14 protein-coding genes are annotated in these 12,915 nt (G+C 31.4%); 4 read left to right on the plus strand and 10 right to left on the minus strand.

Annotation, left to right across the window (positions count from 1 at the left end; all coding sequences use genetic code 11):
* Positions 1–71 precede the first annotated feature (71 nt).
* Together uvrA and B4I81_RS09975 are read left to right on the plus strand one after the other, a co-directional pair.
* Entirely contained in the window at positions 72–2,861 is a 2,790-nt protein-coding gene (gene uvrA, locus B4I81_RS09970) for an excinuclease ABC subunit UvrA (RefSeq protein ID WP_291110272.1), read from the plus strand.
* Entirely contained in the window at positions 2,862–4,058 is a 1,197-nt protein-coding gene (locus B4I81_RS09975; RefSeq protein ID WP_291110226.1) for an LETM1-related biofilm-associated protein, read from the plus strand. It begins immediately after the preceding gene.
* On the opposite strand, the gene can is transcribed toward B4I81_RS09975, so the two are convergent.
* The 5 genes from can to B4I81_RS10000 form a co-directional block, all read right to left on the minus strand.
* Complete coding sequence (gene can / locus B4I81_RS09980; RefSeq protein WP_291110228.1) at positions 4,055–4,690, minus strand: carbonate dehydratase; 636 nt, start codon at positions 4,688–4,690, stop codon at positions 4,055–4,057. The two genes, B4I81_RS09975 and can, sit on opposite strands and share 4 nt — an antisense overlap.
* Positions 4,691–4,780: 90 nt before the next feature.
* Entirely contained in the window at positions 4,781–5,464 is a 684-nt protein-coding gene (locus B4I81_RS09985) for a carbonic anhydrase family protein (protein WP_291110230.1), read from the minus strand.
* Position 5,465: 1 nt separating this feature from the next.
* Positions 5,466–7,061: a SulP family inorganic anion transporter gene (locus B4I81_RS09990; RefSeq protein ID WP_291110232.1), complete on the minus strand. Its 1,596-nt coding sequence runs from the start codon at positions 7,059–7,061 to the stop codon at positions 5,466–5,468.
* A gap of 65 nt (positions 7,062–7,126) precedes the next feature.
* Positions 7,127–7,417, minus strand: a complete 291-nt coding sequence (locus B4I81_RS09995) for a hypothetical protein (protein ID WP_291110234.1) — start codon at positions 7,415–7,417, stop codon at positions 7,127–7,129.
* An 80-nt stretch (positions 7,418–7,497) separates the two neighbouring features.
* Positions 7,498–7,977, minus strand: a complete 480-nt coding sequence (locus B4I81_RS10000) for a Dps family protein (protein ID WP_291110236.1) — start codon at positions 7,975–7,977, stop codon at positions 7,498–7,500.
* A 96-nt stretch (positions 7,978–8,073) separates the two neighbouring features.
* Here B4I81_RS10000 and B4I81_RS10005 point away from each other — a divergent pair, with 96 nt between their 5' ends.
* Positions 8,074–9,012 (plus strand): LysR substrate-binding domain-containing protein, encoded by a 939-nt coding sequence (locus B4I81_RS10005; RefSeq protein ID WP_291110238.1) that lies wholly within the window; start codon positions 8,074–8,076, stop codon positions 9,010–9,012.
* A 35-nt stretch (positions 9,013–9,047) separates the two neighbouring features.
* On the opposite strand, the gene B4I81_RS10010 is transcribed toward B4I81_RS10005, so the two are convergent.
* The 4 genes from B4I81_RS10010 to B4I81_RS10025 all read right to left on the minus strand — a co-directional run bounded on the left by B4I81_RS10010 (position 9,048) and on the right by B4I81_RS10025 (position 11,062).
* On the minus strand, positions 9,048–9,242 hold the full coding sequence (locus tag B4I81_RS10010; protein WP_291110240.1) for a hypothetical protein: 195 nt from the start codon (positions 9,240–9,242) through the stop codon (positions 9,048–9,050).
* A 133-nt stretch (positions 9,243–9,375) separates the two neighbouring features.
* Positions 9,376–10,041 carry a tRNA (5-methylaminomethyl-2-thiouridine)(34)-methyltransferase MnmD gene (gene mnmD, locus B4I81_RS10015; protein WP_291110242.1) on the minus strand — a complete coding sequence of 222 codons (666 nt, stop codon included), beginning with the start codon at positions 10,039–10,041 and terminating at the stop codon, positions 9,376–9,378.
* A 71-nt stretch (positions 10,042–10,112) separates the two neighbouring features.
* Entirely contained in the window at positions 10,113–10,571 is a 459-nt protein-coding gene (locus B4I81_RS10020) for a hypothetical protein (RefSeq protein WP_291110244.1), read from the minus strand.
* Entirely contained in the window at positions 10,571–11,062 is a 492-nt protein-coding gene (locus tag B4I81_RS10025) for a DUF4920 domain-containing protein (protein ID WP_291110246.1), read from the minus strand. Before B4I81_RS10025 ends, B4I81_RS10020 begins: the two co-directional genes overlap by 1 nt.
* A gap of 244 nt (positions 11,063–11,306) precedes the next feature.
* Here B4I81_RS10025 and B4I81_RS10030 point away from each other — a divergent pair, with 244 nt between their 5' ends.
* Positions 11,307–12,374 carry a branched-chain amino acid aminotransferase gene (locus tag B4I81_RS10030; RefSeq protein WP_291110248.1) on the plus strand — a complete coding sequence of 356 codons (1,068 nt, stop codon included), beginning with the start codon at positions 11,307–11,309 and terminating at the stop codon, positions 12,372–12,374.
* Positions 12,375–12,427: 53 nt separating this feature from the next.
* Here the strand turns inward: B4I81_RS10030 and B4I81_RS10035 are convergent, their stop codons facing one another.
* Positions 12,428–12,811 carry a nucleoside triphosphate pyrophosphohydrolase family protein gene (locus B4I81_RS10035; protein ID WP_291110250.1) on the minus strand — a complete coding sequence of 128 codons (384 nt, stop codon included), beginning with the start codon at positions 12,809–12,811 and terminating at the stop codon, positions 12,428–12,430.
* Between the last annotated feature and the right edge of the window lie 104 nt (positions 12,812–12,915).

Here is a 12,915-nt window from a genome sequence, read left to right on the forward strand (position 1 = left end):
AATCAATTTTTAAATTTTGTTAATTGTACTTTCATAAATAATTATCTTTGCAAATCATTTTAAAATCAACAATGACACAACCTGATTTTTCTACCTTAGAACCTAAAAAAAACATTCTAATTAAAGGGGCGCAATTGCATAACCTTAAAAATTTAGATGTTGCTATACCTAGAAATAAATTAGTAGTTATTACTGGACTTTCCGGTTCTGGTAAGTCAAGTTTGGCTTTTGACACCTTGTATGCTGAAGGACAACGCAGATATGTTGAAAGTTTATCATCATATGCACGTCAGTTTTTAGGAAGATTAGACAAACCTAAAGTAGAATACATCAAAGGAATTGCTCCCGCAATTGCTATTGAACAAAAAGTAAATACCAGCAACGCGCGTTCCACCGTTGGAACTTCTACCGAAATTTATGATTATTTAAAGCTTCTTTTTGCCCGAATTGGAAAAACTTACTCACCTATTTCTGGTAAAGAAGTCAAAAAAGATACAGTTTCTGATGTGATTAATGACATCAAAACATTTCCAATTGATAGTAAATGGTTGCTGCTTGCTCCAATTCATTTAGAAGAAGGAAGAGTATTAGAAGACAAGCTAAAAGTACTGTTACAACAAGGTTTTGCACGTATTTTAGTAGATAACGAAATGGTTCGTTTGGATACCATAGACCAACACCAATTAGATAACAAAGACATTCTCCTTATTGTTGACCGAATTGTCGTTAAAGACGAAGAAGAATTCTATAATCGATTAGCCGATGCCGTGCAAACCGCTTTTTACGAAGGAAAAGGTATTTGCTATTTGCAAGAAGTTGATTCAAAAAAACGTTTAGAATTCAGTTCTAATTTTGAATTGGATGGGATTACGTTTTTAGAACCAAATATTCACTTGTTCAGTTTCAACAATCCTTACGGAGCTTGTCCAACATGTGAAGGCTACGGAAGTGTTATCGGAATTGATGAGGATTTAGTAATTCCCAATACCGCTTTATCCATTTATGAAAATGCTGTTTTCCCTTGGCGTGGCGAGAGTATGGGTTGGTATCGCGACCAATTGGTAAACAATGCTTATAAATTCGATTTCCCAATTCACAAACCGTTTTTCGAACTTTCAGACGAACAAAAACAACTGATTTGGGATGGAAATTCCTATTTCACTGGATTACATGATTTCTTTGCCGAATTAGAAGAGAAAAACTATAAAATTCAAAACCGTGTTTTGCTTTCGAGATATCGCGGAAAAACAAAATGTACTACTTGTAAAGGAAAACGTTTACGATATGAAGCCAATTTCATCAAAGTTGGCGGAAAAACGATTTCCGATTTAGTAGATTTACCAATTATAAACTTAATCGAATTCTTCAAAAAATTAGAATTAAACGAATACGATGCTAAAGTTGCCAAACGTTTATTAATCGAAATCAACAATCGTCTAGACTTTTTATTCAACGTTGGATTAAGTTATTTGACTTTAAATCGCAACTCTAATTCGCTTTCTGGTGGTGAATCGCAACGAATTAACTTAGCCACTTCGTTAGGAAGTAGTTTGGTCGGTTCGATGTACATTTTAGACGAACCAAGCATCGGATTACATCCAAAAGACACCGAAAGATTAATCGAAGTATTGAAAGATTTACGTGATTTAGGCAATACCGTAATTGTAGTAGAACACGACGAAGACATCATGAAAGCTGCCGATATGATTATCGATATTGGTCCAGAAGCAGGAACTCATGGCGGTGAATTAGTCGCTCAAGGAACGTATGATGAAATCCTTAAAGCCGATTCATTAACCGCTAAATATCTGAATGGAAAAGAAGAAATTTCGGTTCCAAAAACCAGAAGAAAATTCAAAAATCACATCGAAGTTATTGGCGCGAGAGAAAATAACTTGAAGAATGAAAATTTTACTTTCCCATTAGAATGTTTAACAGTGATTACAGGTGTTTCAGGAAGTGGAAAAAGTACATTAGTTAAAAAGATTCTGTTTCCAGCCATTCAAAAGAAATTAGAAGGTGTTGGTGAAAAAGCAGGTCAATTTACTGAATTACAAGGAAGTTTCTCTCATATCAAACATATAGAATACGTAGACCAAAATCCGATTGGAAGAAGTTCGCGTTCGAATCCAGTTACTTATATTAAAGCTTACGATGATATTCGAGATTTATTTGCGAAACAAAACGTTTCTAAACTTCGAAATTATCAAGCCAAACATTTCTCTTTCAACGTTGATGGCGGAAGATGTGAAGTGTGTAAAGGCGATGGCGAAGTAACCATCGAAATGCAATTTATGGCGGATGTTCATTTGGAATGTGAAGCTTGTAACGGAAAACGTTTCAAAAAAGAAGTGTTAGAAGTTACTTTCGAAAACAAAAACATTGATGATATTTTAAAAATGACCATTGATGAAGCGTTGAATTTCTTTACCGAACAAAAACAAACTAAAATCACCCAGAAATTACAACCTTTACAAGACGTTGGTTTGGGTTATGTGCAATTAGGACAATCCTCTTCTACCCTTTCTGGTGGCGAGGCGCAACGTATTAAATTGGCTTCGTTCTTAGTAAAAGGTACAATTAAAGACAAAGCATTATTTGTTTTTGACGAACCTACAACGGGTTTGCATTTTCACGATATCAAAAAATTATTAGCTTCGTTTGATGCGTTATTGGAAAAAGGACATTCAATAATCGTTATCGAACACAATTTAGATTTAATCAAATGTGCTGATTACATTTTAGATATTGGTCCAGAAGGTGGTGAAAATGGTGGAAAATTAGTAGCGTTCGGAACGCCAGAAGAAGTAGCTAAAAATAAAAACTCAGTTACAGGAAAATATTTAAAAGAGAAACTATAAATGATAAACCCATCTGCAAACGGTTGGATTGACAAATTCTTTGCTGAAAACAATGACAATTTCATTGATTTTCAAGGCAATACTTTGTCATTTTATGAAGATTGTAGAACTACAGGTTTTATTTATGGTTATGTGGTACGCTACCAACTTCAAAACCAAATCAATACCTCAAAATGGTCGTATGATGAAGTGACGAAAGTTGGTTTTTTGAATACGCTTTTTTCGTTATATCGTATCGAAAAATCAAACGGAACGAAAGAGGATTTCATCAATTCGGTTTACCAATTTTACAAAATCATTCAACCTGAAAACCTGAATTTCATCAAAAAATTACTTCCAGAAGGGACACACAGTTCACGCTTAGAAAAAATTATAGATGACCGAATCCAAACGAATAATAATACGATTAGCAAGAATTTCTCGCACATCATTACCAATGCGCTTTTATTTATTGATGTTTTGGCATTCGAACATTTTTTAAAAAATGAAACGTTACCGTCAGATTATCTGAAAAATGTAGAATCGGATTGTATCAAAATTGTTTCATTGGCTTTAAAAATTAAAGAGCGAAAATCAAAATACGATGAATTATTGGTGAAATTGTTTGAAAATTCAATTCGTTATACCAAATTCAATACTATTGAAAACATTGAATTATCGGAAATAAAATTGATGCGACACACTTCTTTATTAGAACGTTTATATTTATTAGACATTGCACAAATGGCACTTTGGAGTGATGAAAAATTGGAACCTAATGAAGAGCATTTCTTACAACTTTTGAGTTCGGAATTAGAATTAAAAGCTAGTTTACTTGAAAAAAGCACAAAAGAAATAAATGATTTTATCGAAAAATACAGGGCGGAAATTCCGTTTTTTAATTATTCGAATCCAATAAAACATTTTTACGACCAAGCCAATAAAAATGTAACCAAACTTATCATTCGCAACAAAGATCGATTAACCAAAGAAATCAAGGAAAGTGGTGAATTGATGCAGCTTTTAGCCAAATCTACCACAAAAGATTTAAGCAAAGATGAAAAAAAGAAAGTAAAAAAACAGTTGCTCGATATCTGTAAAACAGTTCCATCGTTGACTATCTTTTTACTTCCTGGTGGTGGCTTGTTATTGCCTATTTTAATAAAATTTATTCCACAGTTATTGCCATCGGCTTTTAATGAAAATTTAGAGGATTAAAACTTCAACTGATACACATCATCTAAATCTTTATCACAATTAAAATTTACACCTAAATCGGTAACATAACCATCGTTAAGTCCATAAACCCAACCGTGTAAGGATAATTCTTGTCCATTTTTCCAAGCGGTTTGAACAATGGATGTTTTAGCTAAATCCATAACTTGTTCTTTTACGTTGATTTCAACAAATTTATTAAAGCGTTCCTTTTCATTTGTAATGGCATCCAACTCATTTTGGTGAAAACGATAGACATCTTTAATATGACGAATCCAATTGTCGATGATTCCTATTGAACTATTTCCCATCGCTGCTTTTACTCCTCCACAACCATAATGTCCACAAACAATTACATGTTTTACTTTCAATGCATTTACAGCATAATCCAAAACACTCAACATATTCATATCAGAATGTACCACCATATTGGCAATATTTCGGTGAACAAAAACTTCGCCTGGTTCTGCCCCAATAATCTCATTAGCTGGCACGCGACTATCAGAACAACCTATCCACAATAATGGTGGATTTTGACCATCAGCTAAATTTTTGAAATAATTAGAGTCTAGAGCTAGTTTACTTTCTACCCATTTTTTATTATTATCCAATATCTTTTTATAAAAATCACTCATTATCATATAAATAGTGTATAAATATAAAATAAAAAGCTATCATTTCTAAATAATATAGAAAATAGATAGCATTTAAATTTTGATTTCAAATTAGTGTCTCAATGCTGCTACTGTAAATTCAGGGTTCATATCATCCTTAATATATAATACATCATCGTAAAAAGTTACAACACCTGTTTCAATATCATGCATGGCTCCAACAATTCCAATTTGTCCATTTTCTAACATTTGCTCCAAAACAAAGCTTCTTTCAATGATATTTTTTACACTTCTTTTTACATTGATTTCTGCCACGTTCTCAACAAACTCACTATTCTTTGAACTTCTTTCAGAAGTAGTTACTTTTTCTTCGTAAACTGCTGGTTGAATTTTAGATAATAATTCCGTTAAATTACCCATTTCTACATGGTCGCAAGCACCTTTTACAGCACCACATTTAGAATGTCCTAAAACAACAATCAATTTGGAGCCAGCTACTTTACATGCGAATTCCATACTCCCTAAAATATCAGTATTAACAATATTTCCTGCAATTCTTACCGAAAAAACATCTCCTAACCCTTGGTCAAAAATTAACTCCGCTGAAGTTCTACTATCAATACAACTTAAAATGGTTGCAAAAGGCCATTGTCCATCTCTAGTTTCATTAACCTGTTCTAATAAATTGCGATTAGCTTTCAAATTATTTATAAAACGATTATTACCTTCTTGTAAAAATTGTAATGCTTTACGAGGCGTCATCTGCGCTTGTGTTTCTTTATTATGTGCTTTCATATTATTCTTTATCTTCTTTTGAATCTTTTATTTTTACGTGTTGAAACTCCGTAATATCTAAATTATATTGCTCTTTAAATCCTATTAAAGTTAAAGTAATATCTTTATCCTTTACTGTTACATTTCTAAAATCTTTGATCAATTCAACTACATCAAAATCAATATATTTTGTATGAGATGCATCAATAACTAATTTAGAACCATAAGGAATTTGACCTAATGTGGTTTTTATCGCTGCCTTATTTAAAAATGACACTTCTTGCGCTAATTTAATAGTAATAACATCACCATCATGAAAAGATTCTTTCTTAAACGAATAAGCAATCTTTAGATTTTGATATAAAATAAAGATGATGCTCACTGCTAAACCTATTCCTACACCTTTTAATAAATCAATACGCACAACAGCTATTACCGTAATAATAAAAGGAATAAACTGAGAATAACCATTTTTCCACAAATGAACAAACACACTAGGCTTTGCCAATTTATACCCCACCATCAATAAAACTGCAGCCAATGCTGCTAAAGGAATCTTATTCAAAATAAATGGAATTGAAAGTGCAAACGTAAATAACAACACTCCATGAAAGATCGTTGCTAATTTAGTTCGCCCTCCAGAATTTATATTTGCAGATGAACGAACAACAACTGAAGTCATCGGTAATCCACCTAATAAACCACTCAAAATATTACCTATACCTTGAGCTTTTAATTCTCTATTAGTATCTGTAAATCGTTTAAAAGGATCTAGTTTATCAGTAGCTTCAATACACAACAAAGTTTCAATAGAAGCTACTACAGCAATAGTTACAGCAACAATCCAAACTTTTTCGTTAGTCAATTCAGTAAAATTTGGTAAGGCGAAACCGTTTTGAATTTCACCAAAAGAAGGCAAACTCACTAAATGATTTTGAGTCACAATAGCTAGATTAGAACCCGATTGTATGAAAAACTCATTCAACAAAATACTAACTACTACTACAACTAAAGCTCCTGGTATCACTTTTATTTTTTGCAAAGCAGGAGTTTTTTCCCAAAAAATCAATATTGCTATCGACAATAATGCTATTATTAAAGCTCCTGTGTGAATATAATTTATGGATTCTATTAACGTGTCAAATGTAGAATGACCTGATTTCTCTAGATAGAAAAAATCGCCTTCATTATCAATATCATGACCAAAAGCATGTGGAATTTGCTTTAAAATAATAATAATACCTATAGCTGCTAACATGCCTTCTATTACACTAGTAGGAAAATAATTAGAAAAACTACCGGCTTTCAAAAAACCCAAAGCAATCTGAATTAATCCAGCTAATAAAACAGCTACTAAAAAAATATCAAACCCACCTAATTCTGTAATAGCAGTCAATACGATTGCCGTTAATCCAGCAGCTGGACCAGTAACACTTAATGACGAATTACTTAAAATACCTACTACTACACCACCTATTACACCTGAAACTATTCCTGAAAATAAAGGAGCTCCAGACGCTAAAGCTATACCCAAACATAAGGGTAAAGCTACTAAAAACACAACCAAACCAGATGCAAGATCTCCTCTTACATTGGAAAAAATAGAATGTTTATTCATGAAAAAATTTTATAATACGTTATTACTACACTCAAACAAAATGAAAAGTGCGATGAAAAAAAGTATTATAAAATATTAGGAGGTGGAGAAAAAATTTGATGCGCCAAATTAGTAAAACTCAAATCATGCTCTACTAATACATTTAATTCAATTACATCAGATTGAACAAAACTGATAGGAGCATAACTAAATAGAGGTACCGATTTAATTTCATTGAAAGGAATATGATTTTCTTCTTCTTCACACATTGTATAAAAACAAGACGTATCAGCCTTTTTATCTATTAAACCAACTAAAGTTGGCGTTGATAAAAAGGCTATAAAAATGAATAAAAATACATTTACCAATGATTTCATTTTGCGAATATACTATTTCAAACCGAAAACTCATCAAAATTTATCATAAAAAAAAACACCTTTAAAAGGTGCTTTTTTTATTAAATTTCTTCGTTTAACCAAGCTTTCAACATCCAATTGGTTTTTTCTTGTTCTGCAATAAAATCACTCATCATCGAATTGGTTCCTTCATCACTTATTTCAGCGGCTTTTATCAAAATTTGTCTTTCTAATTGCAAAAGAACACTAATAGATTCTAATATTAATTGAATCGCTTCTTCATCATTAGAAATATCTTTACCTACCCTTAACTTACTATTAGCTATGTAATCTGAAAAAGTATGCAATGGAACACCACCTAATGTTAGAACACGTTCAGCTATTAAATCAATTTTTATTTGACTATCGTTATACAGCTCTTCAAATTTTAAATGCAAATCAAAAAAACGCTTTCCTCGAATATTCCAATGCAATCCTCTTAAATTTTGATAATAAATTTGAAAATTAGATAACAAGCCATTTAAATCTTTTACTAATGCTTCAGATTCTGTTACGGGTAATCCTAAACTGTTAATTTTCATATTTTAAATTTTATTTTACCAAATTTACAAAATTTTAAGTCTTTTTTTTCATAAGTTAAATTGATAGTTTTTATATTTGTATCAAATTTATCAATAATGACAATTACACAACTTTACTACGTATTAGCAGTTGCCGAACACAAAAACTTCACATTAGCTGCAGAAAAATGTTTTGTTACGCAACCCACTTTGAGTATGCAAATTCAAAAATTAGAAGATGAATTGGATATCTTAATTTTTGACCGAAGTAAAAAGCCTATTTTACTTACTGAAGTTGGTGAAAAAATCGTAAACCAAGCAAAAAATATTGTTAACGAGGCAGGTCGTATTAAAGATATCGTAGATCAACAAAAAGGATATATAGGTGGTGAATTTAAAGTAGGGATAATTCCTACCATTATGCCAACACTTCTTCCGATGTTTTTAAATAATTTTATAAAAAAATATCCTAAAGTAAATTTGATTATAGAAGAACAAACTACAGAAGAAATTATTAAAAAATTAAAAAACGGTCATCTTGATTGCGCTATTGCTGCAACACCACTCGAAGAAGAAAATTTAAAAGAAATTGTGCTGTATTATGAACCTTTTGTAGCTTATGTACCTTCTAATCATCCAACAATCAACAAGAAAGAAATTGAAATATCAGATTTAGACTTAGATAAAATTTTATTGCTTCAAGATGGACATTGCTTTAGAAATGGAATTTTAAATTTATGCAAAAACAATAAATTTATTTCCGATGGCTACTTCCAACTTGAAAGCGGGAGCTTTGAAACACTTATTAAATTAGCAGATGAAGGTTTAGGAACTACATTACTACCTTATTTACATACGCTAGATTTAAATGAAAAAAGCAAATCAAAACTTAAACCATTTAAAGATCCTAAACCCGCAAGAGAAGTAAGTTTAATTTATCCAAAAAACGAATTAAAAATTCATATTATCAACGCACTACGAGATACAATTTCAGGCGTTGTTAGAGGAGCAATTGCTTTTAGTGACGTGGAAATCATAAGCCCAAAATCGAAATAAAAATAAAAATCCCGAAAGAACTTTCGGGATTTTTTTTAATTAATATAAATTAAACATTGTCTTAATTCTGGCTTTTCTTTTGTAAACTGTAACAGCCATTCTCTTAACTGATCTATCTCGTAAGGAAGTAATACTTGTACAGCTTTTTCTAATTCTTTACAAAATAATTTTGCATCAAAACTCACACGCTCTAAAATCGATTTCGTGTAAGAAAACATTGATCTAGACATAAATTATTAACTTAATTGGTTAGACTAGGGATAAGAACATGTTGTAAAGATAAATAAAAAAAACTGTTTGAAAAATAATTTATTTACTAAAAAAATGCTAAATTTTTATTAAATTCTTAATTAACAAGAAAAACTATATGCGTTTTATCGCTCGTAACATCTCACGTTTCCCTGGAGCTCCTGGTAGCTTTTCAATTGAAAACCCAACACTTAGCATAGCATTCTTTATTGAAGAACGACAAGCATATGTCACTAAAACCCCATTAGGTAAAAGTGCATCAAACATTTTTTTAAAAATAACTTCACTCCACAATTCTGGCTGCAATGGAAATCCGAAAGCATCAAAGTAAATTAAATCATATTGCTCTTTATCGTTAATATCTTGAAAAAATTGTTTTCGCTTGGTAAGAATAAATTTTTCAGTAATGTGTTGTTGGCTTTCCCAATCACAAGAATGCATCTTATCAAAAACAACTTGATATTGAGTAGCTTTTAATTCGGTAACATAATTCATTTGAGCAATTTCTTCACTAGAAATTGGGTACGCTTCAACTCCAACATAATTGACTTTCTCTTTATCTAAAGTTTCCAAAAAAGTAATAAAAGCATTCAAACCTGTACCAAAACCAATTTCTAATAGCGATATTGATTTTTGATTTTGTAATAAATCCAATCCATTTTTAATAAACACATGTTTCGCTTCCTGAATAGCCCCGTGAGTAGAATGATAGTTCTCATTCCAATCTGGAATTCGTATGGTAGTGGAACCGTCATCAGTAATAATAATTTCTCTTTTCATAGTAAATTCAAAAAAGAAAAGGTTTAAGAATTCGTAATCTAGTTCTTAAACCTTTTTTATTTTAGGAGCAATTACTCAATATATAGCTTCTTAATTTTTGGTATCGGTCCACCGCATTTTACTTCATGGCATTGAATACAAGCATCAATTCCGTTATTAAAATGTTCCTTGGCGTTTTTCGGATCTTCATAAATCAATTCCTGAGCTTTGATAAATTTAGCTGCTTGTTCCTCAAAAAAAGCATCTTTATCCGTTTCATCGGTCATCACTGCTTTGTGAATTTTAATAAAATGTTGTGGAAATTTACCAATGGTATCTCCTTTTATAATACGCTCTTTTAAACGCTGATTATCCACATACATTTGCTCCATCAAAGCTGCCATTTCTGACATTTCGTACATTTCAAATCCATCATTATTAACTTTTGAATCGGTTTCACAAGCTTCTTTATCCGTTGCTTTTTCATCCGCTTTTTTATCACATGAAAAAGATAAAAGAGCAAATAAGCAAAGTAGAAATAACTTTTTCATTACTTAGCAATTAAAACACCATCAGCCATAAATGAATACGTCACTTTTGGCGCTACAATACTGTCAATTGCAGCTTGCGATTTTCCAGCGTCTTTAGCATAATGTTTTAAAACATCAACACTTTCAATACTTACAAATGCTTTTCCATTTACAATCACTTCTTTGTCTTGTGCATTCTTTGGAACGAAGAAACCATAATCTTTAAATTTAACAAAAGCTTCTTTGTCATCCGCTAAATCTAATGTCATCCAACATCCTTTCTTCTGACAAACTTCGTTGATACCCGATTTAAATTTAACTTCTAAAGTATCACCTTCTTTTAAAGTTTTAAATTTATCCATCATCTCGGCACTTGTTATTGCACCATCTGTTGAAATAGAATCGCCAAAAACAGCATAAGCAATTTTTACTTCTTCTGGCTTAGCTTCTTGCTTTTTTTCACAACTAACAAACGCTAATGTTAAAAGTGAAAGTGTAACTATATTTTTCATATTATTTGTGAATATTTTCAACAAAAATAACGATATTTTTTCTATTTTCGGAACTTCAAAAAAAGTTTCGTTTAACTAAGGTTAATATGATTTATCAAAAAGAAATCATTCTTTGTTGTTGATAATTATTTTTCAATAAGTAAAAATAAAACTTCTTTTTTTTAGTAAATTTGCAACCAATATCTAAAAATCAACATTTTTTTTGTTGATAATACAAAACTAATTTTATAACAGTTTGACCCTAATGGAATTAAAAACTTTAAACGAAATTGAAATTATTTCGGCTCCTCATTCAAAAATCAACGAAGTAGATTTTGAAAACCTAACTTTTGGTAATGTTTTTACAGACCACATGTTAGTATGCGATTATGTTAATGGAGCATGGCAAAAACCTGTTATAGAACCTTATGCCCCTTTTATGATGGACCCTTCAGCAAAAGTATTCCACTACGGACAAGCTATTTTTGAAGGAATGAAAGCATACAAAGATCAACAAGATGATGTTTGGTTATTTAGACCTGATGAAAACTTTCACCGTTTTAATAAAAGTGCAACCCGTATGGCAATGCCTGAAGTTCCTGAAGATGTATTTTTAGGAGGTTTACACCGATTATTAGAAATCGAAAAAGATTGGGTTAAAAAAGGAAAAGGAAACAGCTTGTATATTCGTCCTTTTATGATTGCTACCGGACATGGTGTAATTGCAGCGCCATCTCAACAATATCGTTTCATGATTATTTTATCTCCAGCGCGTTCTTATTATTCTGGTGAAGTAAAAGTAATCATTGCTGAACATTACAGTAGAGCCGCAAACGGAGGTATTGGTGCCGCAAAAGCTGCAGGAAACTATTCTGCACAATTTTACCCAACAAAATTAGCCAACGAACAAGGTTTCCAACAAATTATTTGGACTGACGATGCTACACATACTAAGTTAGAAGAAGCAGGAACAATGAACGTATTCTTTAGAATTAATGATACTTTATATACTGCTCCAACAAGCGAAAGAATATTAGATGGTGTTACTCGTAAAAGTGTTATCGAATTAGCGAAAAGAGAAAACATCAACGTAGAAGTTCGTTCCGTTTTAGTAGCCGAAATTGTTGAAGCTGCTAAAAACGGCTCATTAAAAGAAATTTTTGGTGCTGGAACAGCTGCCGTAATCAATCCAATTGTTGGATTTTCTTTCCAAGACCAGTATTATGAGTTGCCTAAATTAGAAAATTCTATGGCACTTGAAATTAAAGAAAAACTAACTAACATTCAATATAAATTAGCCGAAGACACTTTTGGGTGGACGGTTAAGATTTAAGAAAATAACCATTGTAAAAAAGTTGCCTACGAGAACCTCAGGCAACTTTTTTTTTATTTTAAAATCTCTTCAAAATTAGGCTTGAAGTAATTTGGACCTTTCATAACTTTTCCATCCTCTCGGTAAATAGGTTTTCCATCTTCACCTAATTTACTCATATTGGAACGTTGAATTTCATCAAAGACTGCTTCTATTTTATGTTGCAACCCATGCTCTAAAATCGTACCACATAAAATATACAGCATATCTCCTAAAGCATCTGCAATTTCAACGATATCATTATTTTGAACCGCTTCTAAATATTCTTCGTTTTCTTCTTTCATCAGGTTAAAACGAAGTTCGTTTTTTAAAGCACCTAAATCGGCTTTCATTTCTTCACTCACCCCTAAACCATAGGTTTCGTGAAATAACTTTACTGCATTTAATTGTTTTTGCATATCTTATCATATAAATTTCACTAAATTTAGAAAATTTGATACCATTAAATTATTACTTTTGTGAAAATTTTCAATATGTTTTCAACAGGCCAAATCTATTTTGC

This window comes from Flavobacterium sp. UBA6195 (assembly GCF_002422095.1).
Classification (GTDB): Bacteria; Bacteroidota; Bacteroidia; order Flavobacteriales; family Flavobacteriaceae; genus Flavobacterium.

Coding starts and splice junctions, on each gene's coding strand:
- uvrA (WP_291110272.1), top strand. CDS start 72: ATGACACAACCTGATTTTTCTACCTTAGAACCTAAAAAAAACATTCTA.
- B4I81_RS09975 (WP_291110226.1), top strand. CDS start 2,862: ATGATAAACCCATCTGCAAACGGTTGGATTGACAAATTCTTTGCTGAA.
- can (WP_291110228.1), bottom strand. CDS start 4,690: ATGAGTGATTTTTATAAAAAGATATTGGATAATAATAAAAAATGGGTA.
- B4I81_RS09985 (WP_291110230.1), bottom strand. CDS start 5,464: ATGAAAGCACATAATAAAGAAACACAAGCGCAGATGACGCCTCGTAAA.
- B4I81_RS09990 (WP_291110232.1), bottom strand. CDS start 7,061: ATGAATAAACATTCTATTTTTTCCAATGTAAGAGGAGATCTTGCATCT.
- B4I81_RS09995 (WP_291110234.1), bottom strand. CDS start 7,417: ATGAAATCATTGGTAAATGTATTTTTATTCATTTTTATAGCCTTTTTA.
- B4I81_RS10000 (WP_291110236.1), bottom strand. CDS start 7,977: ATGAAAATTAACAGTTTAGGATTACCCGTAACAGAATCTGAAGCATTA.
- B4I81_RS10005 (WP_291110238.1), top strand. CDS start 8,074: ATGACAATTACACAACTTTACTACGTATTAGCAGTTGCCGAACACAAA.
- B4I81_RS10010 (WP_291110240.1), bottom strand. CDS start 9,242: ATGTCTAGATCAATGTTTTCTTACACGAAATCGATTTTAGAGCGTGTG.
- mnmD (WP_291110242.1), bottom strand. CDS start 10,041: ATGAAAAGAGAAATTATTATTACTGATGACGGTTCCACTACCATACGA.
- B4I81_RS10020 (WP_291110244.1), bottom strand. CDS start 10,571: ATGAAAAAGTTATTTCTACTTTGCTTATTTGCTCTTTTATCTTTTTCA.
- B4I81_RS10025 (WP_291110246.1), bottom strand. CDS start 11,062: ATGAAAAATATAGTTACACTTTCACTTTTAACATTAGCGTTTGTTAGT.
- B4I81_RS10030 (WP_291110248.1), top strand. CDS start 11,307: ATGGAATTAAAAACTTTAAACGAAATTGAAATTATTTCGGCTCCTCAT.
- B4I81_RS10035 (WP_291110250.1), bottom strand. CDS start 12,811: ATGCAAAAACAATTAAATGCAGTAAAGTTATTTCACGAAACCTATGGT.